General features: G+C 37.4%; 26 protein-coding genes. 14 read left to right on the forward strand and 12 right to left on the reverse strand.

The genetic code is table 11. The features are described 5' to 3' along the window. Nucleotides 1–11 precede the first annotated feature (11 nt). The 5 genes from O0V13_RS03425 to O0V13_RS03445 form a co-directional block, all read right to left on the reverse strand. Complete coding sequence (locus O0V13_RS03425) at nt 12–476, reverse strand: heme-binding domain-containing protein (protein WP_268033593.1); 465 nt, start codon at nt 474–476, stop codon at nt 12–14. Beyond that, nucleotides 477–872, reverse strand: a complete 396-nt coding sequence (locus O0V13_RS03430; RefSeq protein WP_268033594.1) for a heme-binding domain-containing protein — start codon at nt 870–872, stop codon at nt 477–479. 123 nt (nt 873–995) lie between these two features. Continuing rightward, complete coding sequence (locus tag O0V13_RS03435) at nt 996–1,280, reverse strand: hypothetical protein (protein ID WP_268033595.1); 285 nt, start codon at nt 1,278–1,280, stop codon at nt 996–998. A 194-nt stretch (nt 1,281–1,474) separates the two neighbouring features. Beyond that, complete coding sequence (locus tag O0V13_RS03440; protein WP_268033596.1) at nt 1,475–2,614, reverse strand: AEC family transporter; 1,140 nt, start codon at nt 2,612–2,614, stop codon at nt 1,475–1,477. Nucleotides 2,615–2,627: 13 nt separating this feature from the next. After that, nucleotides 2,628–3,797 (reverse strand): pyridoxal phosphate-dependent aminotransferase, encoded by a 1,170-nt coding sequence (locus O0V13_RS03445; RefSeq protein WP_268033597.1) that lies wholly within the window; start codon nt 3,795–3,797, stop codon nt 2,628–2,630. A gap of 438 nt (nt 3,798–4,235) precedes the next feature. On the opposite strand from O0V13_RS03445, the gene O0V13_RS03450 reads away from it, so the two are divergent. The 3 genes from O0V13_RS03450 (at nt 4,236) to O0V13_RS03460 (ending at nt 7,605) form a co-directional block, all read left to right on the forward strand. Beyond that, a complete protein-coding gene (locus O0V13_RS03450; protein ID WP_268033598.1) occupies nt 4,236–4,787 on the forward strand; it encodes a LemA family protein in 552 nt (183 codons plus the stop codon). Then, on the forward strand, nt 4,787–6,520 hold the full coding sequence (locus tag O0V13_RS03455; protein WP_268033599.1) for a DUF2207 domain-containing protein: 1,734 nt from the start codon (nt 4,787–4,789) through the stop codon (nt 6,518–6,520). The genes O0V13_RS03450 and O0V13_RS03455 overlap by 1 nt, the downstream gene beginning before the upstream one ends. 80 nt (nt 6,521–6,600) lie before the next feature. Further along, nucleotides 6,601–7,605 carry an amidohydrolase family protein gene (locus O0V13_RS03460; RefSeq protein ID WP_268033600.1) on the forward strand — a complete coding sequence of 335 codons (1,005 nt, stop codon included), beginning with the start codon at nt 6,601–6,603 and terminating at the stop codon, nt 7,603–7,605. Between the two features lie 67 nt (nt 7,606–7,672). On the opposite strand, the gene O0V13_RS03465 is transcribed toward O0V13_RS03460, so the two are convergent. Next, the gene (locus tag O0V13_RS03465) at nt 7,673–8,050 is read right to left on the reverse strand and encodes a hypothetical protein (protein ID WP_268033601.1); all 378 of its coding nucleotides are present in this window, start codon (nt 8,048–8,050) and stop codon (nt 7,673–7,675) included. A 335-nt stretch (nt 8,051–8,385) separates the two neighbouring features. Between O0V13_RS03465 and O0V13_RS03470 the strand changes: the two genes are divergently transcribed. The 6 genes from O0V13_RS03470 to O0V13_RS03495 all read left to right on the forward strand — a co-directional run bounded on the left by O0V13_RS03470 (nt 8,386) and on the right by O0V13_RS03495 (nt 14,119). Next, complete coding sequence (locus tag O0V13_RS03470) at nt 8,386–9,645, forward strand: LVIVD repeat-containing protein (protein WP_268033602.1); 1,260 nt, start codon at nt 8,386–8,388, stop codon at nt 9,643–9,645. Between the two features lie 9 nt (nt 9,646–9,654). After that, a complete protein-coding gene (locus O0V13_RS03475; protein WP_268033603.1) occupies nt 9,655–10,287 on the forward strand; it encodes a hypothetical protein in 633 nt (210 codons plus the stop codon). Nucleotides 10,288–10,397: 110 nt separating this feature from the next. Then, nucleotides 10,398–11,300 carry a bile acid:sodium symporter family protein gene (locus tag O0V13_RS03480; protein ID WP_268033604.1) on the forward strand — a complete coding sequence of 301 codons (903 nt, stop codon included), beginning with the start codon at nt 10,398–10,400 and terminating at the stop codon, nt 11,298–11,300. After that, nucleotides 11,297–12,298 carry a 1-acyl-sn-glycerol-3-phosphate acyltransferase gene (locus tag O0V13_RS03485; protein ID WP_268033605.1) on the forward strand — a complete coding sequence of 334 codons (1,002 nt, stop codon included), beginning with the start codon at nt 11,297–11,299 and terminating at the stop codon, nt 12,296–12,298. Before O0V13_RS03480 ends, O0V13_RS03485 begins: the two co-directional genes overlap by 4 nt. 73 nt (nt 12,299–12,371) lie before the next feature. Further along, nucleotides 12,372–13,466, forward strand: a complete 1,095-nt coding sequence (hppD, locus tag O0V13_RS03490; RefSeq protein ID WP_268033606.1) for a 4-hydroxyphenylpyruvate dioxygenase — start codon at nt 12,372–12,374, stop codon at nt 13,464–13,466. Between the two features lie 62 nt (nt 13,467–13,528). Beyond that, nucleotides 13,529–14,119 carry a DUF502 domain-containing protein gene (locus tag O0V13_RS03495; protein WP_268033607.1) on the forward strand — a complete coding sequence of 197 codons (591 nt, stop codon included), beginning with the start codon at nt 13,529–13,531 and terminating at the stop codon, nt 14,117–14,119. A 6-nt stretch (nt 14,120–14,125) separates the two neighbouring features. On the opposite strand, the gene O0V13_RS03500 is transcribed toward O0V13_RS03495, so the two are convergent. After that, entirely contained in the window at nt 14,126–15,940 is a 1,815-nt protein-coding gene (locus O0V13_RS03500; RefSeq protein ID WP_268033608.1) for a glycoside hydrolase family 2 protein, read from the reverse strand. 10 nt (nt 15,941–15,950) lie between these two features. After that, complete coding sequence (locus O0V13_RS03505) at nt 15,951–16,745, reverse strand: hypothetical protein (protein WP_268033609.1); 795 nt, start codon at nt 16,743–16,745, stop codon at nt 15,951–15,953. Nucleotides 16,746–16,919: 174 nt separating this feature from the next. Here O0V13_RS03505 and O0V13_RS03510 point away from each other — a divergent pair, with 174 nt between their 5' ends. Continuing rightward, a complete protein-coding gene (locus O0V13_RS03510; RefSeq protein ID WP_268033610.1) occupies nt 16,920–18,650 on the forward strand; it encodes a phospho-sugar mutase in 1,731 nt (576 codons plus the stop codon). Between the two features lie 57 nt (nt 18,651–18,707). Here O0V13_RS03510 and O0V13_RS03515 read toward each other — a convergent pair whose 3' ends face one another. Next, complete coding sequence (locus O0V13_RS03515) at nt 18,708–19,652, reverse strand: succinylglutamate desuccinylase/aspartoacylase family protein (RefSeq protein ID WP_268033611.1); 945 nt, start codon at nt 19,650–19,652, stop codon at nt 18,708–18,710. Between the two features lie 68 nt (nt 19,653–19,720). On the opposite strand from O0V13_RS03515, the gene murB reads away from it, so the two are divergent. Further along, a complete protein-coding gene (murB, locus tag O0V13_RS03520) occupies nt 19,721–20,734 on the forward strand; it encodes a UDP-N-acetylmuramate dehydrogenase (protein WP_268033612.1) in 1,014 nt (337 codons plus the stop codon). Here murB and O0V13_RS03525 read toward each other — a convergent pair. Continuing rightward, entirely contained in the window at nt 20,731–21,213 is a 483-nt protein-coding gene (locus O0V13_RS03525; RefSeq protein WP_268033613.1) for a deoxycytidylate deaminase, read from the reverse strand. The genes murB and O0V13_RS03525 overlap by 4 nt on opposite strands. Nucleotides 21,214–21,361: 148 nt before the next feature. Here O0V13_RS03525 and O0V13_RS03530 point away from each other — a divergent pair, with 148 nt between their 5' ends. The 3 genes from O0V13_RS03530 (at nt 21,362) to O0V13_RS03540 (ending at nt 23,072) form a co-directional block, all read left to right on the forward strand. Further along, nucleotides 21,362–21,928 carry a DUF4136 domain-containing protein gene (locus tag O0V13_RS03530; protein WP_268033614.1) on the forward strand — a complete coding sequence of 189 codons (567 nt, stop codon included), beginning with the start codon at nt 21,362–21,364 and terminating at the stop codon, nt 21,926–21,928. A gap of 311 nt (nt 21,929–22,239) precedes the next feature. Then, entirely contained in the window at nt 22,240–22,596 is a 357-nt protein-coding gene (locus O0V13_RS03535; protein WP_268033615.1) for a response regulator, read from the forward strand. Between the two features lie 284 nt (nt 22,597–22,880). Beyond that, nucleotides 22,881–23,072, forward strand: a complete 192-nt coding sequence (locus O0V13_RS03540) for a hypothetical protein (protein ID WP_268033616.1) — start codon at nt 22,881–22,883, stop codon at nt 23,070–23,072. 281 nt (nt 23,073–23,353) lie between these two features. Here O0V13_RS03540 and O0V13_RS03545 read toward each other — a convergent pair whose 3' ends face one another. Both O0V13_RS03545 and O0V13_RS03550 read right to left on the reverse strand, forming a co-directional pair. Then, nucleotides 23,354–24,451 (reverse strand): glycerate kinase family protein, encoded by a 1,098-nt coding sequence (locus O0V13_RS03545; RefSeq protein ID WP_268033617.1) that lies wholly within the window; start codon nt 24,449–24,451, stop codon nt 23,354–23,356. Further along, nucleotides 24,448–25,800: an alanine/glycine:cation symporter family protein gene (locus tag O0V13_RS03550; RefSeq protein ID WP_268033618.1), complete on the reverse strand. Its 1,353-nt coding sequence runs from the start codon at nt 25,798–25,800 to the stop codon at nt 24,448–24,450. The genes O0V13_RS03545 and O0V13_RS03550 overlap by 4 nt, the downstream gene beginning before the upstream one ends. Nucleotides 25,801–25,901: the final 101 nt, after the last annotated feature.

Genomic DNA, 25,901 nt, shown 5'->3' on the forward strand with positions numbered 1-25,901 from the left:
TGAAATTAGATTTATTCCTCCTCAACAACTATATCCATAGCGGCTTCTGCCCATTCCATTATTTTTTGTCTCTCTTCCGCTGACAATTTTGCCTCCGAATGCAAGTTTAGGTAAATAGGAAGTGGCATGTGTTCTTCCTCGACTTCAGAATAAATATCATCCAAAATGGCCAACTTATCCATCATATCAATATCGGTCCAGTTTGAAAAATTAACTTCTTCCCTGCCTTCACGAGTATCTTTTGCAACAAGCCAAGAAGCCGGAGCAACAAAGGAATACCAAGGATATTTAGTTTCATTGCTATGACAATCATAGCAGGCAGTTTTAAGTAAAGCCGCCATCTCCCCGTCAACCAACCCAGAACCCAACAGGTCTTTCGGGTTATTTTCAGTTACCTCAGGAAGTTGATTAGGTACAAATTGGATCACAAGGAAAACTATTCCTATCCCCAATAATCCATATTGCCATATTTTCATTTACTCTCCGCCTTTCTTTTTACCGGCACTCCAATCCAAAAGAATTGCCAATTCTTCTTCTGACAATTTTCCTTCTGGTTTATTTTCTAAGAATTTTTTTGGAGGCATTTCACCTTCTTCCAAAACTTCATTTATTTTTGACATAGCTGCTAATTGTTTTGCCTTCTTTTCAGCTTCAAAAGCATCCCAATCCAATTTCTTTTTACCTTTTTCATTTTTGGATTCGGCATTGTGACATCCGTAGCATTTTTGCTCCACGACTGCCTTTACTTTAGCAGGCATTTTTGGAGCATCCAGGTCTAATATAGGGTGAGTTTCTACTTCTGGTTTTTGAATCGCTTGAAAAAATAATACACCGACTAACGCGGCAACTGGGAGTAAAGAGAGTTTTTTCATAGTCAATAGGGTCAATAAAAGATTGTTTTGGTTTTACTACGTCAAATAGAACCAATTAGATTAAATCTTCAAGAAAAATTTAATAAAAAATGATAATCGGTGTTTTTAAGCAATAAAATATGGTTACCCTTTTTCCTGAGCAGCCTTTAAAGCATCAATTTTATTGTCTTGATAGAATTTATCACGGTATTCTTGAAATTCTTCTTCTAAGTTAGAAACCAAGTTTAAATTAGAATCCACTGCCACGAAAATATCCACCAATTTCGCCTCAAGCATCTCTATTCCTAAATTGATATTATCTGCCTCAATTTTAGAAATCTTCTTCATCACAGAAGTCTGACTATTCCTCAAATCCTCCAATTCACGAAGGATTTTATCCATCATTTCCACCTTTTCTATCTTATCCATACTATGATTATTTTGGTTTAAATAATTGATTTTCAATTAGAATATACGATAAAAATTTAGGACAGTTAAAAGGGTCAACTTTAAAGCAACTTTATGCATAACCCAAAACGCGATTTGAATTGAGCCGATTTATTTAAAAAATAAGGCTTCCCAAATTGAGAAGCCTTCGATTTTTTCTTAGAAATAACTATCAATTACCCCCTTTCTTGAGAAGGAGAATCCTTGAAATCATGACTCTTTAGAAAGCTAAAATCCATTTCCTGGTCTTTGATCCATGAGAAAATTCTTGGAATAAGAGGTAGCAATAATAAAATGCTCCCGAGGATGAAAACTGGACTAGGTTTGGAAAACGTCTCTCCTGCACTGAAAATTCCCAAAATCAATAGTGTACTGAATGGTAAGGATACAGCTAGAATATTAATACCCAATCCTAAATCAAATGTGTGGGTGTTAGTCTCCCTGTGAGACTCCAATTGATGAACTGCCGACATATGTGCAAATGGCCAGAAGGATGCACTAGAAAGTGGGAAAACTATAGCCACCAAAATAGCCGCAGTAGAGGGTAAATCAACCAAACTGATTACTAATCCAGAAATCAATAAGGATAAACCTGCCCTAAATAATAAGAGGGAGAAAATGGATTGAATTTGTTTCCATTTTAATATCACTGACATTCCAATGAATAACAAAACCAAAGGAGTCATGATGTTTTTCAGCATGGTGATGGATTCTCCCAAAAAGTTTGGAAGACTAGCCATGTTTAGACCGAAAGCCAATAAAATTAAAGCAGCTATGATAACCATATTAATAGGTTCTTTAATCATAGCTAGGAGCAATTGCTTGATTTTGTCGCCATTGGACTGTTCTCCCATTTTCTGCACCTTATAATACCAAGTCATTGCTAACAAATAGGCAATCAACAAAACGTAGACTTTGTTCCCTACATCCGCCAAAGCTCCCCAGGCAAGTGCATCGTCTCCCAAATACTCAATCAAGAATGGGAAACATGATAACCCAGGGGCCAAAGAAGGGAATAGCATCATCCATGTCCTATGCTGAGGACTGTGACGATCTATTCCCATAAAGGGTAGAGTAAAATAGCTGGCAGCCAACATAAAGCCATTCCAACAAAGTATAGCAAGAGGAAGTAACAAAAGGTCACTGTCCAATTCAACTCCCATCAATGCCACAAAGATCATGGCAGGTAGAGCCAAATCGAGAATTACTACTTTCATTCCCTTTCTATGTTCATCCTTATTGAGTTTACTGCGCAGCAGATAACCTAAAAGGATCATCAATAATAAAGAAAGGGTCTTTTGAATGGCAATCGGCATAAAATCAGGGTAATCAGGCTTTGGTTACTTTTTTGAATGTATCGACGAAGTAGGCGAGTTCCTCATGAGTCCCCATGCTGACTCTACACCAAGATTGATCATACATTTGGTAGGTTCGGATCCCTACTCCTTCTTCATACATAGATTTCATAAATTCTCTACCGTCCATAGCGATGGGGAAAATCATGAAACTGGTGTAGGAAGGAATCGGGTTGTAACCCAACTTTTTGATCTCATCTTCCACATACTCGCGGCATTCAGTGTTTTGAGATTTGCATTGAGATAGGAAAGTTTTCTCCTGCATACTTGCGATAGCACCTTTCAAGGAGGTCACACACAATCCCATGGTGCTTCTCACTTTATTAGTGATAGTTTCAATTCTCTCTGGAGTAGCTACGATATAACCAATTCTCAATCCAGCCATTCCATGGATTTTACTGAAAGTCCGAGCAACTATCACATCTTTTCCTTCACTGACTAAGCCAACCATGGTTTGAGACTCAGGCTTATCTAGGAACTCCAAATAAGCTTCATCGACAAACACCGGGACTTTGGCTGAAACTTCAGAGCAGAATTTCTTCAATTCTCCAGCATCAGTGATAGATCCTGTTGGGTTATTTGGATTGCATACATAAACCAAATTGGTATTGGAATCCACTGCAGCAGCCATGGCTTTCAAGTCATGAGCATAATCCTTTGTCAAAGGAACTGCCTTCCAGTTGCCTCCCATAGCCTGGGCTGTGTTCATAATGGACATATAAGCCGGATCACCTGCTACGATGTTTCCTCCTTGTTGGAACTGAACAATTGCAGTCTTTTCCAGCAAATCTGTGGACCCAGGTCCTAGCATGATGTTTTCAGGTTTTACTCCCTCTTTTTCTGCAATCATGTCAATCAAAATGGCAGCATCACCATGCCCATAACGATTTCCCAGGCTTACAGAATCGGCGATCGCCTTGATAACCTTCGGAGAAGGACCATAAGGGTTTTCATTTGCATTAAGTCTGGCCATCATGCGACTTTCGTCCAAAGGAACATGAGGGACCAATTCCTTAATTACACTTCCTGGAGCATGGGAAACTAAAGAAGCTCCTTTAAATGCTAAAGCAGGTGCACTTGCCAAACCTCCTACGGCCAACATGCTTGCTCTTAGCCAATCTCTACGGTTCATGGATTTGTTCATGAGTAAATGGGTTGAGTTTATTCTGAAATGGGGTAATGATTCAATCGTTTTCCAGCAAAAACACGTCAATTATTCGTTACTGGAAGGTATTTTGGGCGAGTCTCTGGGTTTACATCCAGAAAAGTTAATTTTGAAAAATATATCAGGGTAACTTTAAACCCTGTTTTTCATTTTTAAACAGAAATGTAGTAATAATGAATATATTTGAAAACCACTTTTTATCTTTTTAGCAAAAATATTTTATGAATGGATGTTTTTAATACCCTTGTTTCGAGTTAAGTAAAAATTGATAATTTGAAAAATTCAATAAGAAATACCTGCATATGAGGTAATTATTAAATGAAAAACACTTTTCTATCCTTGCCTATTTTAGAAATAGAGTATTCGTAACATGGAATTCCTGAAAAAGCAGTATTTTAAAGCATAAATTTTAAAACTATGATCGGATACATTATTGGATTAATCGTAATCCTTTTAGCTTTTTATGGAGTCGGAATTTATAATCGACTTGTCAAACTGAAGAATTTGGTAGAAGAAGCTTGGAGTGGAATAGATGTGCAATTAAAAAAGCGCTATAATCTAATTCCCAACCTTGTGGAAACAGTCAAAGGCTATGCAACTCATGAAAAAGAGACTTTCGAAAACGTAACGAAGGCAAGAGCTGCTGCACAATCAGCGTCTACAGTAGAAGAACAGCAGAATGCAGAAAATCAACTCAATAAAGCATTGGTTAATTTGTATGCAGTGGCTGAACAATATCCTGAATTAAAAAGTAACGTCAATTTCCTCAAACTTCAGGACGAACTCTCTTCTATCGAGCAAGACATCGAAAAATCAAGACGATATTATAATGGCACTGTACGGGACAAAAACACCTTGGTAGAATCATTTCCAAGTAACCTATTTGCTAATATGTTTGGATTCTCTAAAAGTCCATTCTTTGAATTGGATAATGAAGCAGAACGAACAGTTCCTCAAGTCAAGTTCTAATGAAATATCTTTTAGCTTTTTTTATATTTTTTTCATCTTTCACTTTAGGTTTTTCTCAAAGCGAATGGCTTGAAAGTTTCCATTCAGAAATTGATATAAAACCCAATGGAAACCTACTAGTCAAAGAACAAATAGAATATCATACAGAAATCACTGGCAAAAGAGGGATAGTCAGAAGATTACCTCTTATCCGAAAAGATAGAAATCTAACTTCTTTCGAAAATGACTTTGACATTCTAGAAGTCAATAGAGATGGGAGTAGTTCTGAATATCATACAGAAAGATCAAATGGATACCTGTTGATTTATGTAGGCGAATCCGATGTATTTTTAGATCAAGGAAATACCTATTCGTATGAATTGGTCTATGAAATACCCTATCAAATCGGATTTTTTGAGGGGTATGATGAATTGTATTGGAATGTTAATGGAACCGATTGGGATTTCCCTATTCAAAAGATCAGTGCACAAATTGATTTACCTATGGGGGCATCAATAATACAAAATGCATGTTACACTGGCCCCTATGGAAGTACTGAAAGTAATTGTAGCTCAACAGTCAATGAAAAAGGAATTTACTTTGAGAGCCTAGATGCAAGAGCAGGCGATAACCTAAGTATAGCGGTTGGTTTTACACCAAATATCGTTTCCAAACCTCCCCCACCAGGCTGGCTTCAAAGGTATGGCGGTCAATTACTGGCAGGAATCATTGGAGGGGTCTTACTATTTTACTACCTATTTACATGGATCAAATGGGGAATTGATCCACCAAAACCCACTGTCATCCCTTTATTTTCTCCACCAGAAAACCTTTCTCCTGCATCTGTAGCTATGATTAGCAAAGGGTATTATTGGCAGGATATTGCAACAGCAGCAATTGTCAATTTAGCTACCAAAGGCTTTATCAGCATTAAAGATGAAACCAGTAGTTCTTTTTTCGGAGTATTTAAGCATAATGAATACATCTTGGTTAAGGAAAAAAATGAATTGGATTCATTGCCAAAAGAAGAAAGGAAGCTAATGGAAAAGCTATTCAAAAGTAGTGAATCCATTACGATCGATGGAAAATATGATTCTGACATCGCAAGCGCCATGTCACAGTTTCAAACAAACATCAATTCTCAATGGAAGTCATTGATTTGGAAAGGCTTCAATGGAATTCTATGGATTTTCCCCATCCTTTTGATCTTTTTATACTTTGTGCTAGCTCTAAGTTTCCAAGATTACTTTGTCTTTGAAGGTAAAACAGCTTTGTTGGTGTTATTTATGATAGGTAATATCATCGCCTTTTTAATTTATCAATGGCTTATTCGCAGACCTGCAGAGCGAAAATTAAAACTCAGAGCGGAAATCCAGGGTTTTAAAATGTATCTCGGTGCTGCAGAAGAAAGACAATTGCAGCATTTCAATCCACCGGGAATGACTCCGGAAATTTTCGAGAAATACCTACCCTATGCCATTGCTTTGGATGTAGAAGGAATTTGGGGAGATAAGTTTGACAACTTCCTGAAAAGGTCCACTTTGGCACCATCTGAATATCATCCTCATTGGTACAACCGTCCGATCACATCTATGGGAAGTTTTGGACATAGCCTCAATTCTAGCCTATCAAATACACTGAGTAGTACTTCTACCAAACCTCAAAGTAGTAGCGGAGGTAGCTGGAGTAGCGGTAGTGGTGGCGGAGGATTTTCTGGCGGCGGCGGTGGCGGCGGCGGAGGTGGAAGTTGGTAATCCACTAAAAGAAATTTTTATTTTGTCAAAGTGACACATTTGATTAGATTTAGGAATCAAACCCAATAATCTATTCAAATATGAAGCAATTAATCAAAAAGGCTAGTCTGTTAACAACAGTTCTTTTAGCAGGCATATCGACCTTAAGCTTTGCTCAAGAAAAGAAAGTCCACCCTCCTATCATAGACGTTCATGTACATGCTATGAAAGTCAATCCGGGATTTGCCAGAGATATGTGTCCTTGGTTCTTAAGCAGTATGCCTGGAAGTGGACCCAAGCAAGATCCACCGTCTTTTATTAATACAGATTGTGCAACTCCCCTTAAAGCGGCAACTTCTGATGAAGATTTTCAAAATCAGTTAATGGAAACCGCCGAGAGGCTCAATATCACATTTGTAGCAAGTGGAGATGCTGAGATTCTTCATAAATGGAAAGCTGCGGCACCCGAAAGAGTGATGCCATCTATAGGCGTAGCACCAGGCATGTCCGTAGAAGCGTTCCGAGATTCGCTATCAAATGATTTTTATGTCGTAATGGGAGAAATCGCTCCTCAATATCAGGGAATGTCCCCTAGCGACATGTCATTGGATGAGTATTTTGGAGTAGCAGAAGAACTTGGAATTCCTGTGGGCATCCACATGGGAACCGGTGGAAATGGAATGGCTAATATTTCAAGTCCCAAATATCGAGCTTCCATGGGAAATCCTTTTCTATTAGAAGACATGCTTGCAAGACATCCCCAGCTTAAAATTTGGGTCATGCATGCCGGATATCCTATGATTGATGAAATGATCGCCTTGATGGGGGCCAATGCCTATGTCTATGTGGATTTGGCAGGATTCATTTGGTCTTATCCATTGGCGGAAATTCATATGTATTTGGAAAGATTGGTACAGGCTGGCTTTGGAAAGAGAATTCTTTATGGAACAGACTTGATGATGTGGCCAAAACTATTGGAAACATCCATAGGCGTGATCGAAAATGCGAACTATCTATCTGAAGATCAGAAAAGAGATATATTCTTCAATAATGCAGTTAGGTTTTTTAATCTGGACCCTAATGATTTTGAAGGAATCGAAAAATAATAAACTACCCTAGCTACTAATCAGAAATCCTTTGGAAGTGTTTTCCAAAGGATTTTTTTATTTCTATCTATTTATCTTCAAACTGGCAGGTACTGGACTCAGGTAGGTAAATCAATTGAAGATTTTCTAAATCACTAATTGAAAAATTAGGATCTTCAATTTCCTCTCCTTGGCAATTAAAAAAAACGGGAACCCAATAGCATGAAGGACAGCAATTTCCCACATACAAGTAGGTATTCCCTTCAAAAGTTCCACTTCTGATATAGCTATACTGCCTACCAAAATCTGAATTTTCAATCCCTTCGATAGTCGATTTTATCCAGGCATTTTCTTCTGTCGGATTAGAGGATCCACAGATCAAAATAGGATCCACATCTTCTTTGCAGGAAGCTAAAATGACACCAATTAGAAATAGAAAAAAAGTATTTTTTAGTAAATTTTTCATTTATAAATAGAATTAAAGTTTCAACTCAAGCATTCAATCAATTTCAAAAAATCAACAATGATTTCATCGACAATTTCATAAAAGCAAGCCATTCCGTTTTTCACTTTACGGTCAAACCATATGGATTGCTACAGACCAAATCTTCAAGGCAGAAAAATATAATTCCGAGAGAAATAAATAAAATGCTAACCTATCCCCTTAAAGACCTCATTTTCCAAATCATTCACTTAATTTTTTTTTATTTTAAAAACTATAATTTTTTCTACTTGTAGCATTTAACTTAAACCTTTCGTAGCTGTTTAATAAAAGGACTTTTTAAAAAAATTACGGTCATCATGAAACCACTTATTCGTAAAAACCAATTTCTCCTGATAATTGTATGCGCTTTATTCTTCGGCGCATGTCAAGACGAAGTCACTTCAACTTATACCTATCGCACCATGTATCCTGTTTATTTGGAAATGAGTGACATTAGGGCCCGAGTTTATTCCACAGTTGAAGCTCAACCCTTAGAAAGCCCGGGGAAAATATACATTTATGGTGATTACCTTTTAGTCAACGAGCCTACCAAAGGGATTCATATTTTAGATAATTCAAATCCCAAAAATCCAGTGAATCTAAGCTTTATTCCAATTCCAGGAAGTATGGATTTGGCGGTAAACAACGGCTTTCTTTATGCTGATAATTACGTCGATTTGCTTGTATTCAATATTCAGAATCCGAATAATATCCAGCTTGTAGAGCGCGTCGAAGACGTTTTTGCACAATTATATGGTCATGATACTGGTCAAATTATCACATTCAAGGATACTGTCATCACCAGTGAGGACCCATATTATGGGGGCTGGGGCTGTCCAAACTGCATGGCATTCAACGATGCTCTTTCCTTTTCTTCCAATTATTCAGCAGCTTCCCAAAGCTATGGAACGGGCGGTTCCATGGCACGATTCACCTTAATGAATGGACATTTGTATACCATAGATAATCTCTCTTTGAGAGTATTTGATGTGAGAAAAGCCCAAGAACCAAACTACCTTAAAGAAATGGAAGTTGGCTGGGGGATTGAAACAATCTTTCCCTTCCAAGGAAAGCTCTTTTTAGGATCCAATAGAGGAATGTATATATACGATGCCTCTACCCCTAGTACGCCTGAATTATTGTCTGTTTTTGAGCATATTCTTTCATGCGATCCAGTTGTTGTTAATGAAAAATTTGCATTTGTAACCTTAAGAAATGGTAATGTATGTTGGAATGGAGCCAATGAACTACAGGTGATTAATATTGAAAATCCTTCTACTCCATATTTAATGAAGTCCTATGAAATGCTTAATCCTCATGGTTTAGGTTTGGCAGGTGACTACCTTTATGTGACCGAAGGAGAACATGGGTTGAAAAGTTTCAATGTAAGTGATGTTCTAAAAATCGATGAAAACCAATTGGAATTTTTGACTAATCAGAAATCAGTTGACTTGATTCCTGGTCCCAAATCTTTGATTGTAATAGGGCCTGATGGGATTTGTCAATATGATTATTCCCAACCTGATGCTCTTGAAAAATTAAGCTGCATTCAAGTCGAGCAACCCATAGCCTTTTAATAGCCTAATATGATTTCAGGACGCATATTGATCCTTTTATTAGGGGTATTTATTTTGACATTTGAGACTTTTGGACAAGATCATCCTTATTTCATGCAAACCGAGGCAGGGATTTTATTGGGAGATTCAGAATACGAAAGCAATGAAATTTTTGATAGAAAAGGCTTTACTTTTCACACTTTTCATGGAGTACATTTGACTTCCAAACATGTCCTTGGATTTTCCTTAGGAGTGGATAGATATAAAAATTTCACCGTCGTACCGATTGCAGTGGGATGGAGAGGTTTTCTTGGAAAAAAAGAAAATAGCAAACTGTTCTTAGCGATGGATTTGGGTGCTGGAGGTCCTGTATCTCAGGAAGCTTTTGAAAGCGAATGGCAGGAATACAGATATAATGCCGGTTTAATGTTTAATCCATCTGTGGGATTCAGGTTTCCTTCTAAAAAAGGCAAAACAGCCCTTTCAATTACATTGGGTTATAAGCGACAGGATTTTTCCTTCATTTATGGTGAAAAATCGAGAGCAATAACTCAAACTGGCGTTTCTTCATCAGGATCTGTTGTACCTCGAGGTTACAATTCCTATTCTAAAACCAAATACCTCTATCATAATCTTAGCCTGAGAATGGGGATCATGTTATAGGCAAGGGCAAAATGAACAGCTCCCCAATTGCATCTCTTAAAAAAGTAACTTTCCTAATTGCATATCCCATATATTTTTGAATTCAGCGAAATTTTAGGAATTTGCCAGCCATGAATTCGCCCAACGAACTGGATTCAATCCAGCTAAATTTTTCACAAAACGACCTTCTTCTACTTAATCTTGCCCTAGCTCTTATCATGTATGGAGTTGCTTTAGATTTAAGATTTGAGGATTTTAAATACCTGGCAAAAAACCCAAAAGCTTTCTTTTTGGGAGTTTTCTCCCAATTTATACTTCTTCCTTTTTTGACCTGGGCCTTGATCTCGATCATTCAACCTCCTCCAAGTGTGGCTCTTGGAATGTTTTTGGTAGCTGCTTGTCCAGGAGGAAATGTATCAAATTTCCTAAGTAGCTATGCGAAAGGAAATGCGGCACTATCAGTCAGTCTTACAGGGTTTTCGACGCTATTTTCCATCATTAGCACACCTCTCAACTTTGCATTGTGGGCTGGATTATATGGACCTACTTCCACTCTCCTTCAGGAAATCAGTCTAGACATAGCAAATGTCTTCATGACTGTTGGACTCATTTTGGGAATCCCATTGATATTGGGAATCCTAACAAGAACATTTGCCACAAAATGGGCCGAACGATTTAAGAAAATCCTACAGCCATTGAGTTTGGTCATCTTTGCAGCATTCATTGTATTGGCTTTTGCAGGAAACTTTGATATTTTTCTTCAATATATAGGGAAAATTTTTCTTTGGGTTTTTGCACATAATCTAGTGGCCTTAGGAGCTGGTTTTCTGACAGCTAAAAGCTTCAAACTTCCTTTGCCAGATGTCAAAACACTGACTATCGAAACAGGAATTCAAAATTCAGGATTGGGGCTCGTTTTGATTTTTACTTACTTTGAAGGCTTGGGAGGAATGGCTGTCATTACAGCCTTATGGGGGATTTGGCATCTAATATCTGGAATCACCATTGCCAGTATATGGAAATCTAAAACATGAAAAACCTGATTAATTTTATTCTGAGATTTCTGGTCAAAATTGCTTTGCATGGATATTTCAGAAAAATCATTGTTACCGGTAAAAAGAATATTCCATCAGGAGTCCCTGTCATCTTGGTAGCCAATCACCAAAATGCACTAATTGACCCTTTACTCTTAGCTACTCACACCAAGTTAAATCCTTGGTTTCTGACTAGGGCAGCAGTATTTAAAAATCCTTTTGCTGCCAAGATCCTTCATTTGATCAGGATGCTTCCTGTATATCGGGTAAGGGATGGTTTTTCCACTATTCAGCAAAACCAAAAAACTTTTGAAGCAACTTATGAAGTTCTTAAAAAAAATGGGGCTGTGATCATCTTTGCTGAAGGAAGTCATAGCGTAGTGAGGAATGTCAGAACCTTGAGTAAAGGTTTTACCAGAATGGCTTTTGGGTTGAAAGAAAAATACCCAGCCTGTGAACCTGTTATCTTACCGGTTGCTTTGGAATATAGTGCCCACAAGCACTCAGGAAGTTTGGTTCGCATTACTTTTGGAAAAGCTATCCCGGTCGATATGCCCGCTTCAAAATCCGGACTTTTAACCAAGACAGTGGAAAAAACACTTAAAAGCATGGTTGTTGAGATTCCTGATGAGCATTATGAGGAGAATTTAAATTCCATTTTGGAAGCTGGAGTAGATGTAACTTCTAAAGAAGCTGTCGATACCTTTTTGAAAGAAGGCATAGTTACTAAAGAGGTTTCCGATCCATCAGGAGTTAAAAACAAATTGATGAAAATTTTCAATTTTCCATTGTATTGGATTTGGCTTTGGATCAGTCCCAAAATTCAAGACCGGGTTTTCGAGTCTACTTTTAAATTCCTTATCGGTTTTTTCTTAGGGCCTATCTGGTTTTTGATGCTGTTTTTATTGGCCTTGAGTTCTCCTTTAGGTTCTTGGGCTTTGGCTTTTTTAATCATGTCCTTTATAACTATTCTTTGGAACAAAAGTCCTCAAGAATAAAGTAAAACCACCAAATATTATTTGGGGATTGTTTAACTTTGAGAGTAACGAACAAACCCAAAAATAACAAATCATGAGTGAAGACTTTCTACCCATCAATGGGACGGATTATGTAGAGTTGTATGTTGGAAATGCAAAACAGGCAGCACTTTTTTATCAATATGCCTTTGGTTTTGAATTGATTGCCTATTCAGGTCCAGAAACTGGAGTAAGAGATAGAGCTTCCTACGTACTCAAGCAAGATAAAATCAGATTAGTACTGACTTCTGCCCTTCAAGAGGACCACTATATCGCTGACCATGTGAAGCGACACGGAGATGGAGTCAAAGTATTGGCCCTTTGGGTCGATGATGCTGAGAAGTCCTGGTATGAAACCACTTCCAGAGGAGCGGAATCTGTCGATGAACCCAAAGTACTGAAAGACCAATTTGGTGAAGTAAAAGTAGCTTCTATCAAAACGTATGGTGAAACGATCCACACCTTTGTAGAGAGAAAAAATTATTCAGGAGTTTTCCTTCCAGGTTACATTTCCAGAAAAAGCACCTATCAATCCGAGTCCATCGGACTTAAATACATTGACCACTGCGTTGGAAATGTCGAGTTGGGCGAAATGAACCATTGGGTTGATTTCTACGAGAAAGTGATGGGATTCAAGCTATTGATTACGTTTGATGACAAGGATATTTCTACTGAATATTCTGCCTTGATGTCCAAAGTCGTATCCAACGGAAATGGGTATATCAAATTCCCGATCAATGAACCTGCCGAAGGCAAGAAAAAATCTCAAATCGAGGAATACCTTGAATTCTATAACGGTCCAGGAGTACAGCATATGGCCATTGCCACTGACGATATAATTCACACTGTCGGAGAATTAAGAAGAAGAGGAATTGAATTTCTAGAAGTTCCTCAAACTTACTATGATGATCTTTTGGATAGAGTTGGGAAAATAGATGAAGATCTCCAGCCACTCAAAGATTTGAATATTCTGGTGGATCGAGATGACGAGGGGTATTTGCTTCAGATTTTTACCAAACCGCTACAGGATAGGCCTACACTCTTCATTGAAATTATCCAGAGAAAAGGAGCTACATCTTTTGGAAAGGGAAATTTCAAAGCCCTATTTGAGGCAATAGAACGAGAACAGGAGCTAAGAGGCAACTTATAAAGCTCAAAGCCGACCCCAGTGTCGGCTTTTTTTATTTATCTTTTGGAAAAGATCCGAAAGCCATGAAGCATTTTCTAAATATTATTTCAGCATTGATTAAGGGAGGCATCTTTTTTTTGCTCCCTATTATTTTATTGATCGTTCTTTTGGAGCGAGCAATTCATATGATCCAACCCCTATCCCATCAGATTCAATCTTTCCTTGGAATAGAAAACAACCGTATTTTCACACCTTTTTTGGTTTCTCTCTTATTGGTTTTATTTATCTGTCTCATAGCGGGATACATTGCACAACGAGGCTTGGGAAAAAGAATGATTGAATGGATTGAAGATCATATTCTTGTCCTTTTCCCAGGATACAAATTGATGAAAACCACATTTGAGCAAAGAGCTGGAATTGCTCAAAACCATAATTTCCCAGTCGTATTGGTTCCTATAGATGGATGGATGATGGCTTTTTTGGTAGAAGAATTAGAAGAAGACAAAGTGTTGGTTTTTGTACCAGGATCCCCGGAGACTTGGAGCGGAAATTTGATCATTTTTGATAAGGCCAAAATCAAAAAAACCGACCTAACCCAGCACGAGGTGCATAAGATTGGTCGGTCTTTGGGAATTTCAAGTTTCGAAACCCTGAAAGGGAAAATTAAAATTTAATTCCTATCATCTGTAAAGTTCTTGATGCAGTTTTTTCAAAGCATCAAAATCAAATTTATATACTTGTCTGTCATAGGTCATCATGCCATTGACTTCTACTTCCACATCGGTGGTTTGAGTATAAACTGCCGCAGCTAAACCCATTGGAATCAACTTTCTCAAGTCTTCCATCAACAAGTTATAGCGAGCAAAAAGCTCCTGCTTATTAGCAAAACTTTGATAACCCCAGTTGTCTTTTTCCTGCCAGGTGTGATCTTCTACAGGGAGACCTAATCCACCAAATTCACCCAAAACCATAATCTTATTGGCTCCAAAAACCGATGGATCGGGCATCACAGGGTCTGGGTAATTGTGCAAATCCATGATGTCTCCGACGATGTCCTGACCTTTCATTTCAAAGTTTCCACCACTTGCAGAGTTGATTAGTCTAGAATCATCTTCTAATCTTGTCAAATTGACAATCTCTGTAGTTTTAAATTGGCCCCAAGCCTCATTGAAAGGAACCCAAACAACTATTGAAGGGAAGAATTTGAACTCACGAATGATTTCTTTCCATTCAGTTTTAAAAATCTCCTCAGACTCTTTGGTCCGGTCTTTATACATGTCCTGGCGATAAACACCTGGTCTAACCTCCCAACGATTTCCCATATCGCCACTTGGCATATCTTGCCAAACTAGCATCCCTTCCTTATCGGCATGGTAATACCATCTAGCTGGCTCGACTTTCACATGCTTTCTGATCATGTTGAAGCCCATCTCTTTGGTTTTCACAATATCAAATAGCAAGGCTTCATCCGTTGGAGCAGTATAAAGTCCATCAGGCCACCAACCTTGATCCAAAGGACCATATTGGAAAAGCGGATTACCATTTAGGAAAATTCTTTGGAAACCATCTGCATCTTTACCCATTCTCACATCTCTGTAGGCAGCATAGGAATCAACTTCCTCCAAAACTTTCTTCCCATTGATCAATTTTACGGTTACATCATATAAAACTGGATTGTCTGGAGACCAAGCTTGCAAAGTTGAAAGTTTTACGGGAGCAGGCTTATTCGCTTTTGCCTTGAATGAACCAGCAGCAACTCCATCTAAACTTAAACTCACCTCTACTTCTACTCCATCTGTAGCACCCTCTATCTCAGGATAAAAAACCTGAACTCCATTTTCCCAATCAGTATTTGAGTAAATCGATGCTAGATAAGTTTGAGGAACTTGCTCAATCCATACCGTTTGCCAGATACCGGTGACTGGAGTATACCAGATCCCATGTGGCTTTTGGATTTGCTTTCCTCTTGGTTGAGGTCCTCCATCACTTGGATCCCATACACGAACTCTTATAGTTTGCTTCTTTCCAGAAACTAATTGATCTGTGATATCATAAGAGAATCCGTCAAAACCACCTTGATGAACACCAACAGAAGTTCCGTTGACCCAAACTTCAGATTCCCAATCAACTGCTCCAAAATGAAGGATAACACGGTTTTTACCAGGTTTTGAACTCAATTCAAACTCCTTTTCATACCAAAGCTCCATATCAGGTCCTACTTTTTTTTGAACACCTGATAGATAAGATTCTACAGGAAAAGGAACCGTAATTGATCCGGCAAAACCAATTTCGGGAATACTTCCTTTTGGTAGAATTGTGTAATTCCATTGACCATTTAGATTCTGCCAATTTTCGCGTACTAATTGAGGTCTTGGGTATTCTTGAAGTGGCGCCTCAGGATTCATATCCTGAGTCCAAGGTGTAACCAATTTTGCTTCTTGGCCATACACCGCTGTCCCTGCCAACATCAACAGGGAAAAAACTAGTTTTCTCATAATAATAGGTTTAATGAAAATCAAACCAAAGTACAATAGGGTCTTTGACTAAATCCCTATTTTGGGAGCCTTTTTCCTTGAATGAATTAGGACTAATCGGCTCCGAAGGTCGACTTGGGTTTGGTAAAGAATAGAAAAGAAAATTTAAATTAATATTTGAGGAAGTCCCTGTTTCTTCTTGATCAGAAATAATTCTAAAATTCGATTGAGGAGTTTCAGTCATTACCCCAACCTCAACTTCTTCAAATTCCAGATTCAAAGTACTAAAACCTTCCACTTCTAAAACTCCGTTTTTATCATTTTTAGGTTCAAATGAGTATTCACCTAGTTCATGGATCGAGTTCTTCCAATTAACATACTTGATACCATCATCTTGAAAATCAAATCCCAAACCAAGAAATTCCTGATTTTTCAATTTATCTCCCAAAGCCTCCAATTTCAATCTTCCATCTCCGAAAACTGTCCAAATCAAAGAAATGGATTCTGGACTGTAAAAGGACCTAATTTGAATAGATCCGTCCTTCATTCTCTTCCAGGTAAAGTTTTTGAATGAGCTTTCAAGTCCCTCAATCTTGGGGATTTGAGAAAAAGGGAGTACATGCATCCCAACTTTTACCTTTTCCAGGTTTCCATTGGCTTTCTCAAATACAAAGATTTTATGGTCGACACGAATTTGAAAATCCACCGTTGATTCTCTCACACTTATAGGACCTGAAGAGAAAAGATCTGTTTCATTTATTGGAATTAAATCCAATAGGAATGTCAAGAGAATAAACTTAAGAGCAACTTGTACTAGTTGAATCATTTATTTTTGGGCAATTGAATCCACTAATATTCAATTTTATCTATCCATTTAAAAATCAGAGGGTAAAAAAGGCTTCCAAAAGAATGTGGTTTTTTGATGAAGATGAAATTCACCTTAAGAGTGGCAAATAACTACATTTTCCATATCTTAGAATCAAGCTTAATTTTTATTCCTATGAATTCAATAGACCCCACTATCATGGTGAGAGCCCAGGCATGGCTCGATGGAAATGTAGATCAAGATACGAAAGATGCCATTCAGAAATTAAAAGATGAAAACCCTGGAGAACTTGTAGATTCCTTTTACCAAGATTTGGAATTTGGAACAGGAGGACTGAGAGGATTGATGGGAGTCGGTACCAATAGGATGAATATCTATACTGTTGGAATGGCTACTCAGGGTTTAGCAAATTACCTTTTAAAGTGTTTTCCAGGTCAGGATATTTCTGTGGCTATCACGCATGATAGTAGAATCAACAATACTGTTTTTGCAACAGCTACCACGGATGTATTGACTGCTAATGGAATCCGAGTTTATTATTTCCGAGAAATGCGTCCAACCCCAATGCTTTCTTTTGCAGTTAGGCATTTTGGATGTAAAAGTGGTGTAATGATCACAGCTTCTCACAATCCAAAAGAATACAACGGATACAAAGCTTATTGGGAAGATGGTGCCCAAGTAGTAGCTCCACATGATAAAAATATCATTCAGGAAGTGAAGAAAATCACTTCTTTTGACTTGGTCAATTGGGATAAAAATGATGATTTGGTAACTTATATAGAGGAAGACTTCGATCAAATCTATTTGGAAAAAGTAAAAGGCCTAAGTCTTTCTCCAGATGCTATCCAAGCAAATAAAGACATGAGCATTGTCTTCTCTCCGATTCATGGTGCTTCTGGAAAAATGGTTCCAGCTGCTTTGAAGGCCTTTGGATTTGAAAATGTTCATGTGGTAAAAGAGCAAGCAGAACCAGACGGAACATTCCCAACTGTAATCTATCCTAACCCAGAAGAAGCTGAGGCTTTGACCATGTCAGTTGAGTTAGGAAAGAAAGTAAATGCAGACCTTATTCTTGCCTGTGACCCCGATGGTGACCGATATGCTGCTGTTGTCCCAAATGAAAAAGGTGAATTTGAGTTATTGAATGGAAACCAAACTGGTACGCTCCTTACTTACTATCTATTGAATAAGTGGAAAGAAGCAGGAAAACTTGATGGGAAACAATTCATGGTCAATACCATTGTTACAACCGAGTTGATCAATCGACTTGCTGAAGGTTTTGGAGTGAAATGTTTCAACGTCTTGACTGGATTTAAAAATATCGCAGCCATCATCAGAGAACTCGAAGGAAAAGAAACCTTTATCGGAGGTGGAGAAGAGTCCTATGGATACCTAGTGGGTGATTTTGTAAGAGATAAAGACGGTGTCAGTGCATGTGCAATGGTGGCTGAAGCCATTGCCTACTATAAAACTCAAGGTAAATCTGTTTTTGATGTTTTAGCTGAAGTCTATAGCGAATTCGGATTCTATAAAGAAGCTTTGATTTCTGTTACCAAAAAAGGGAAAGACGGTGCCGAGCAAATTCAAGCATTGATGATGGATTTTAGACAAAACCCACCAAGAGCTATGAATGGAGTCCCTGTTGAGCGTATTTTGGATGTAAAAGAAGGTACAGAGAAAAATGTAAAAACCGGAAACGTAGACAAATTACCATTGGATTCATCCAACGTCATGCAATTCTATCTTGAAGATGGCAGTAAAATCTCTGCAAGACCATCTGGTACAGAGCCAAAAATCAAGTACTACTTCTCGGTAAGCACACCTTTGGAAAATACATCCGATTATAGAAAAGTAGAGGCTGAATTGGTTGAAAGAATCGAAGGACTTAAAAGATACTTCTCCTAATTTCAAACTGAATAAAATATGAAAGCAACACTCAAAAGGTGTTGCTTTTTATTTCAATTAATCTTTTCCCAAATGAATCAAAGCTTCTCCTACATTGATGACGGGCAGATTATTGATGCCAATGATATACCCATTGGAAGGAGCTTTGACAGGAATTTTCACTTGTCCATAAGGATCAGAAATTCTCGCCAGTACCTGCCCTTTTTTAACTTGATCTCCCAATTTAACTGAGGAATTAAATATACCTGATGCTCTGGCCCTTACCCAATCACTTTGTTTCAAAATGACGGTCTCCTTTTTTTCCGTGCTTTCAGATATCATCCCCAAATAATGAAGCAATCTTTTTGTTCCAGCCACTCCTTCATCTGTCGAAAGTTCATCAATTCTCATCGACTCTCCACCTTCAAAAACTAAAATATGTTTCCTCGCTTTAAAGGCAGCTTTTCTAAATGATTTATCGATCATCTTAGAATTGACTACAAAATGAGTCCCAAATGCATTAGCCAATTCGACTGCTTTTTTATCCGCAAAATCTACACGTATCTGAGGTTGATTGGTCAACATTCGCCCACCGGTATGAAAGTCAATTCCATAATCAATATTCGGAATAATTTCTTCATTGATAATGTAAGCGATCCTACCGGCTAAAGAACCTTTTTTTGATCCAGGAAAACTTCGATTCAAGTCCCTTCCATCGGGAAAAGTTCTACTATTGGATAGAAAACCATAAATATTCACCAAAGGCATGATGATCACAGTTCCTTTCAAAAGCTCTAATCCATGATCTAATTCCTCCAAAACACGTCTAGCAGTAACAATTCCATTGATTTCATCCCCATGAACACCACCACTAACCAATACCACCGGTCCGGGCTCTTTGGAAGATCGAATGAATATTGGCAAGTCGATTAAAGTATGAGTCGGAAGCTTAGCAATAGGAATTTCAATATTGACTGCCTGCCCTGGTCGGATCTTTGTTCCGTTAATTTGAATTTCTCTCATAGAATCGAAAGGGAATTTATATTTCTTATTCGGGCAAATCTTACTTATTTCGCATCGACTAATTGGCTATGAAGATACAAGAAAACATTTCCTTAAAACCTTATAATACTTTTGGCATTGATAAAAATGCAAGATTTTTTACTGTTGCCGAATCAGTTGAAAATTTTAAAGAAGCACTCATTTTTTCAAAGGAGAAGAAAATTCCTGCAATCATTCTTGGTGGCGGAAGCAATATTCTTTTGACAAAAGATCAAGATGCCCTCATAATTAAGAATGAAATCAAGGGAATAAAAGTCACCAAGGAGTCCGAAAATGAAGTTTTTGTAGAGGTTGGTGCTGGAGAAAACTGGCATGAATGGGTCTTATACTCAATTTCTCAAGGTTGGTCTGGAATAGAAAACCTTTCCTTGATCCCTGGGACAGTTGGCGCATCTCCCATGCAAAATATTGGTGCATATGGGGTTGAGATCAAGGATGTTTTTCATTCTTTGAAAGCTTTGAATCGAGAAACACTGAAGCTTGAAGATTTTGATTTTGAAACCTGTAATTTCGGTTACAGGGAAAGTGTTTTTAAAAATAAACTCAAAGGAAAATATATCATTTGCGAGGTTACTTATAGATTATCCAAGCAACCTGAATTCAATATATCGTATGGGGCAATTCAAGAAACGTTAAAGGCTCATGGAATTGAGGAGCTCAGTACCAAAGCGATTTCTGATGCGGTGATTGAGATCAGACAATCAAAACTACCAGATCCAGCCCAAATTGGTAATTCAGGCTCATTTTTTAAGAACCCCACTGTACCTGCAGAACAATTTGAGAAATTAAAAGAATTATACCCCACACTACCGGGATACCCTAATGAAAATGGCGTCAAATTAGCTGCAGGCTGGTTAATTGAGCAAACCGGATGGAAAGGGTATAAAGAAGGATCAATTGGAGTTCATGACAAACAAGCATTGGTCTTAGTAAATCATGGTGGTGGTGATGGAGCTCAAGTGGCAAAGCTTTCTGAGAAAATACAAAAATCAGTTTTTGAGAAATTCAATGTGAAGCTAAGCCCTGAAGTCAATTTCCTCTAAATCAGATGATCATTTACTTCGACTTCTTTCAAATACCTATCAACCTGAACCCCAAATTTCCTTAAGAAATCAACTCCTTCGTCCGATCCTATTCCTTTGTATTCAGCATAGGAAAAGAGATAAACAACTTTGGTAATTCCCATCGAAAAGATGATTCGAGCACAAGCTAGGCATGGAGCTAGTGTCACATATAATGTCGAACCTTCAACTGAAGTATTATTCTTCACAGCATAGAGAATTGCATTTTGCTCAGCATGGAGAGCAAGAGAACAACTTCCTTTGCTATCTCGAGCACATCCATGATCAGGAAATTCCACATCACAATTGTGAGTTCCAGCTGGGGGACCATTATAACCTATGGAAATGATTCTAGTTTCTTTTGTCAGCACTGCACCAACATGCTTTTTGATACAATGTGAACGCTTGGCAAGATTAACTGCCAACTCCATAAAAATATCGTCAAAATCAGGTTTACTCATCTATTCAAATTTTGTTCAAAAATAGCACATGCAATTCAGCATGAAATAGAAAACTCAAAATATCCTACCAAAACACAACGTTTAATATGAAATTCAACCTTGTAAATCCTTATTCGTTTTATAAGGTATTGCCCCATTTATAATAAATATGAACAAATTCACCCTCCCCTTTCTATTCTTCGCCTCATTGATTTTGTTTTCTTGTAGCTCCATAGAGATTTTTAAAGAAAACACAGAAATACCAGCAGCTAAACCTTATAATTCATTTGTGATTATCAATCAAGAGGTGAACATGAGGGGTTTTTCAGCACAGTACCTTGATGAAAGGGTCCAAGAGAAGCTTAAAGCTTATTTGGAAAGCCAAGGAATGGTTTATGATAAAATGGAGCCTGACCTAGTGATTCGATATACTTCTAATGAGGATCAAAGGCAGAGAGAAGTAAATAATTACAATAATCCTTATCCATATTGGGGATATCGAGTTTGGGACCCCTTTATGTACAATCCTTACATGAACAATTATGGTAGAAGAACCGATAATTACGAATTGCTTCAAGTCATTGTTGATTTCATTGATCCTAAAAAGGACAAATTCTTAATGACATTAACAGGAGTTACAGAAGTATCCAGCCCAAAATCAAAGGAGAAGAAAGTACTGAAAGCCACTGAAAAAATTCTGGAGAGATTTAGCTCAGAGTTAAATACTAGTCAATAAAGGGTAATCCAATCATTTTGTCATCGTTTTTGCATCAAACTGTTAGAGGTAAAATCCTCTCATTTAGCTTCTTCAAATTTTAAGGGTCATTTATTTCAGATTAAACTCCCCTTTGAAAAATGTTACTAATCTAAGTTTATTAACAGATCAGTTTTATACCATTAAATCTATTGTACTGATACCTAAGGAAGAGTCTCAATAAAATGACAGTATCGAATTGTACTTTATTGGCAAAATATTTGCGAAGTATCAAAACTATACTACTTTTGTAGTAGCTTAAATGTATTTCAGTAGCAAATATTTGCATTTTGATGTTAACCATTGTACTCATTGACGATGATCCGATCAGCACATTTGTGACGGAGAAACTAATAACGAAAAACGTTAAGGAGCCATGTCAATTCTATAAATATCAAAGTGCCAAGACAGCACTCAATGAAATTTACGATATAAGACCTAATTATCTTTTTTTGGATTTAAACATGCCTGAAATGACAGGTTGGGATTTTTTAGATCATTTTGATTCCCAAAAGAATGAGGCTGAAATCTACATATTGAGTAGCTCTGTTGATGAAAGGGACATAAACAAGGCAAGCAAATACCAAGTCGTAAAGGATTACCTATCTAAGCCTTTAATAAAAAAATACATTAAAAATATATTCAATTGACCTGATTTTCGGTTTTTTTTTTGTCAAAAATGGTTTCATTTGATTCCATAACTAGAGCTTTTCCATTGACCCAATCTGTTTTGGCGACAGTTAGATAAATAATTTTAAAATCACTGAAATTTCTTCAGAAACAAACGCTATAAAGACCTGATTCTCTAACTTTTACAAAAGAACAATTTCAAAGAGTAAAAAAATGAAAAAAAATTAGCCTTCAGTGTATTGAGCAAATTGAAATTTTATTTTAATTCGTATCGTTCAACCGTAATACCCCTTATAATAACACTATGGAGGATTTTGAAGAAGATTTCGACGAATTTGACGACTTCGAAGATGAAAATGAATTCGATTCAGACTTCGAAGACGAGTATGATCTCGATGAAGACAATGAATTTGTAGATGACAACATCATGGACTTCGACGAAGAGGATGAATTTGATGAGGATTTCGAGGATGACTTTGACGACGATTTAGGTTAAATATTTCATTTGCTTAGTATTCAAAGTTGGTATTTTCCTGCTTTGAAAGTATCTTCGGGCATTCTAAAAAGTCACACATCAAATTAACTATGATTCTACTAGATATTTTCAGCTCTCCTATTGCTTCTGGTGCTCAATTATTTCTTCTAATTGTATGTATACTCATAGGCCTAGGCGCAGGTATTTCTGCAATTGATGTGAGAAGCACTTTCTCAAAGAGCAAAAAAAGTAACCATTGATCCAAAATCATAAAGATTAAAGGAGGCCAGAAGCCTCCTTTATTACTTTAAATTCAGTTTTTTCATAGTCTGTTTTAATCCCTTTAATGCCTGATTTCTAATGTCTGGCTTTTTAAAATTCAAATCGGGAAGCTGAATAAATTGAGTGAAGCCAGCACTCTCCCCTTCTTCTCCCGAACTCAGCAACACAGTCCTTTTCTGATATTTATTAGCCAGTTGTAATAATTCATAACATGCTTTTCCTTCTTTTGATTGGTTGTCGAATTTACCTTCTGCAGTAATAATCAAATCAGAAGATAGGATTAAATCTTGAATCTGAATTTTTTCAAAAAAGTAAGGCGCTCCAAATTCTATTTCTACAGGAAAAAAAGCAGATAAACCAACAGGAATTCCTCCTGCTGCCCCATATCCTTCTTGATCCACAAATTGTTTTTTTGCTTTATGAAATAGGATGTCGATACTGGATTTTGCGTGGGATTCAAATTGATTAAACTCATGCTCTTTTAGTCCTTTTTGAGGACCAAAAACAGGAATAGCTCCATTCCTTCCAAAAAATGGATTTTTGACATCACATAATAAGCGAAAATTAATATCAGGAAATGGAACGGGTAATTGAATGTGCTTAAATTCAAGCATCATCGAATCTGAGAAAGGGTTAATTTCTCTACCTTTTTGATTCAAAAAATGAAAACCTAAACCTTGTAAGATTCCAAGTCCCAAGTCTACGGTGGCACTTCCTCCCAAGCCTATCACAATGTTTTTGGCTCCTATTTGAATTGCCTTTTTGATCAAAAGACCTGTTCCATATGTGGATGTGTTTTTTGGTGACTTTAACTCTTCTTCTAAATCCCCCAAACCGGAAACAGTAGATACATCAAGCAAAGCTGTTTTTTCTTTATCATCGAAATAGAAGAATCCAGCCTTACTCCTACCAACAGAGTCCAAACTCCATGAATTAATCTGAGGAAATGCAAAATACTCTCCCAATAAAAAACAAGTTCCATCACCACCATCTGCAATGGGAACTACCTGTGTTTCAATTCCTGGAAATTTTTCCTGAATAAAAGATTGAATAATTGCTCCAGCTTCAATAGCTGTTAATGTTCCTTTTAAAGCATTTGGAGCAATTAATACTTTCATCTTTCAGCTTTGATTCTTGCAAAATATTCCTTAGCTGCTCCTTTTACTTTCGGTGCCAAATAGATAGTGGAAATCATCGTTGGAATAGCCATAATAGCATACATCCCATCTACAAAACTAACCACTACATCAAGTGAAATCACTGCTCCAATTGCAATTGTAATTAGATAGAAATAATTATAATAATCCGCCTTATCTGCACCAAATAAGTAATTGAAGCATTTATGTCCATAATAAGAGTAAGTAAACATCGTGGAGAGAGCAAAAATCAACACAGCAGTCATCAACAAATACCTACCAATCCCAGGAAGAGCCAAGTCAAAGGCATGTAAGGTCAATCTAACTCCATCGGCTTCTGTACTTTGCCAAACCCCTGTTAACATAATGACTAAAGCTGTCAAGGTACAAACAACAACCGTGTCTATAAATGGGCCAAGCATGGCTATTAAACCTTCACGAATAGGCTCTCTATTTTTGGAAGCACCATGAACCATTGGAGCTGTACCGATACCTGCCTCATTTGAAAATGCAGCTCTCCTAGCTCCGATTATAATAACTGAGCCTACTGCCCCACCTGCCATTGCTTCCCCAGTAAAAGCATCAGTAATAATTTTCAACAACATATCTGGAACATCACCGATATATTTTCCGACTATAATCAAGACAGTTAGAAAATAAAGTGCAACCATAAATGGAACCAATCTGGAAGCAACACTTGCAATTCTTTTGATTCCACCTAGAATCACAAATGCTACCAAAATCATCATGACAATCCCAATGATCCATCGGAGTGTGACTGTATTTTCTATTCCAGCTGGTTCTAACATAACAGCTCTAAAAACAGCTGAAAGTTGATTTGCCTGGAAAATAGCTAGTAATCCCATTACCCCGGCGACACAAAATATAATGGATAAAAACTTCCATTTCTTTCCCATCCCTTCTTCAATCACATACATAGGACCACCCTGAACCACACCTGCAGAATCGGTACCACGAAACATGATAGCCAAGCTACAACTGTAAAATTTAGTAGCCATACCCACAAATGCAGAAACCCACATCCAAAATATTGCTCCTGGTCCACCCATATTAATAGCAATAGCAACACCAGAGATATTCCCTAAACCAACAGTGGCGGCAATGGCTGCAGATAAAGCCTGAAAAGATGTGATTTGTCCAGGCGCTAAGTCATCATCATATTTCCCTCTTAATAGACTGATCGAATGACCGATTTTTCTAAATGGTATAAAACCCGAATGAAAAAGTAATATCATTCCACCACCCATTAATAAAATCAACATTGGGGTTCCCCAAATCCAATTTGCAAAGGAAATAATTATGTCTCCCATAAAATATTTAAAGGTTTAAAACCTGCTTTTCAATTTAAATTAATGTCCATAATAGCCTCAATTTCCCCAAAAATCAAAGTTTCTTGAAGCTTTCTAAAATA

Source organism: Algoriphagus sp. PAP.12 (genome assembly GCF_026652115.1).
GTDB lineage: Bacteria > Bacteroidota > Bacteroidia > Cytophagales > Cyclobacteriaceae > Algoriphagus.

Coding starts and splice junctions, on each gene's coding strand:
- O0V13_RS03425 (WP_268033593.1), bottom strand. CDS start 476: ATGAAAATATGGCAATATGGATTATTGGGGATAGGAATAGTTTTCCTT.
- O0V13_RS03430 (WP_268033594.1), bottom strand. CDS start 872: ATGAAAAAACTCTCTTTACTCCCAGTTGCCGCGTTAGTCGGTGTATTA.
- O0V13_RS03435 (WP_268033595.1), bottom strand. CDS start 1,280: ATGGATAAGATAGAAAAGGTGGAAATGATGGATAAAATCCTTCGTGAA.
- O0V13_RS03440 (WP_268033596.1), bottom strand. CDS start 2,614: ATGCCGATTGCCATTCAAAAGACCCTTTCTTTATTATTGATGATCCTT.
- O0V13_RS03445 (WP_268033597.1), bottom strand. CDS start 3,797: ATGAACAAATCCATGAACCGTAGAGATTGGCTAAGAGCAAGCATGTTG.
- O0V13_RS03450 (WP_268033598.1), top strand. CDS start 4,236: ATGATCGGATACATTATTGGATTAATCGTAATCCTTTTAGCTTTTTAT.
- O0V13_RS03455 (WP_268033599.1), top strand. CDS start 4,787: ATGAAATATCTTTTAGCTTTTTTTATATTTTTTTCATCTTTCACTTTA.
- O0V13_RS03460 (WP_268033600.1), top strand. CDS start 6,601: ATGAAGCAATTAATCAAAAAGGCTAGTCTGTTAACAACAGTTCTTTTA.
- O0V13_RS03465 (WP_268033601.1), bottom strand. CDS start 8,050: ATGAAAAATTTACTAAAAAATACTTTTTTTCTATTTCTAATTGGTGTC.
- O0V13_RS03470 (WP_268033602.1), top strand. CDS start 8,386: ATGAAACCACTTATTCGTAAAAACCAATTTCTCCTGATAATTGTATGC.
- O0V13_RS03475 (WP_268033603.1), top strand. CDS start 9,655: ATGATTTCAGGACGCATATTGATCCTTTTATTAGGGGTATTTATTTTG.
- O0V13_RS03480 (WP_268033604.1), top strand. CDS start 10,398: ATGAATTCGCCCAACGAACTGGATTCAATCCAGCTAAATTTTTCACAA.
- O0V13_RS03485 (WP_268033605.1), top strand. CDS start 11,297: ATGAAAAACCTGATTAATTTTATTCTGAGATTTCTGGTCAAAATTGCT.
- hppD (WP_268033606.1), top strand. CDS start 12,372: ATGAGTGAAGACTTTCTACCCATCAATGGGACGGATTATGTAGAGTTG.
- O0V13_RS03495 (WP_268033607.1), top strand. CDS start 13,529: ATGAAGCATTTTCTAAATATTATTTCAGCATTGATTAAGGGAGGCATC.
- O0V13_RS03500 (WP_268033608.1), bottom strand. CDS start 15,940: ATGAGAAAACTAGTTTTTTCCCTGTTGATGTTGGCAGGGACAGCGGTG.
- O0V13_RS03505 (WP_268033609.1), bottom strand. CDS start 16,745: ATGATTCAACTAGTACAAGTTGCTCTTAAGTTTATTCTCTTGACATTC.
- O0V13_RS03510 (WP_268033610.1), top strand. CDS start 16,920: ATGAATTCAATAGACCCCACTATCATGGTGAGAGCCCAGGCATGGCTC.
- O0V13_RS03515 (WP_268033611.1), bottom strand. CDS start 19,652: ATGAGAGAAATTCAAATTAACGGAACAAAGATCCGACCAGGGCAGGCA.
- murB (WP_268033612.1), top strand. CDS start 19,721: ATGAAGATACAAGAAAACATTTCCTTAAAACCTTATAATACTTTTGGC.
- O0V13_RS03525 (WP_268033613.1), bottom strand. CDS start 21,213: ATGAGTAAACCTGATTTTGACGATATTTTTATGGAGTTGGCAGTTAAT.
- O0V13_RS03530 (WP_268033614.1), top strand. CDS start 21,362: ATGAACAAATTCACCCTCCCCTTTCTATTCTTCGCCTCATTGATTTTG.
- O0V13_RS03535 (WP_268033615.1), top strand. CDS start 22,240: ATGTTAACCATTGTACTCATTGACGATGATCCGATCAGCACATTTGTG.
- O0V13_RS03540 (WP_268033616.1), top strand. CDS start 22,881: ATGGAGGATTTTGAAGAAGATTTCGACGAATTTGACGACTTCGAAGAT.
- O0V13_RS03545 (WP_268033617.1), bottom strand. CDS start 24,451: ATGAAAGTATTAATTGCTCCAAATGCTTTAAAAGGAACATTAACAGCT.
- O0V13_RS03550 (WP_268033618.1), bottom strand. CDS start 25,800: ATGGGAGACATAATTATTTCCTTTGCAAATTGGATTTGGGGAACCCCA.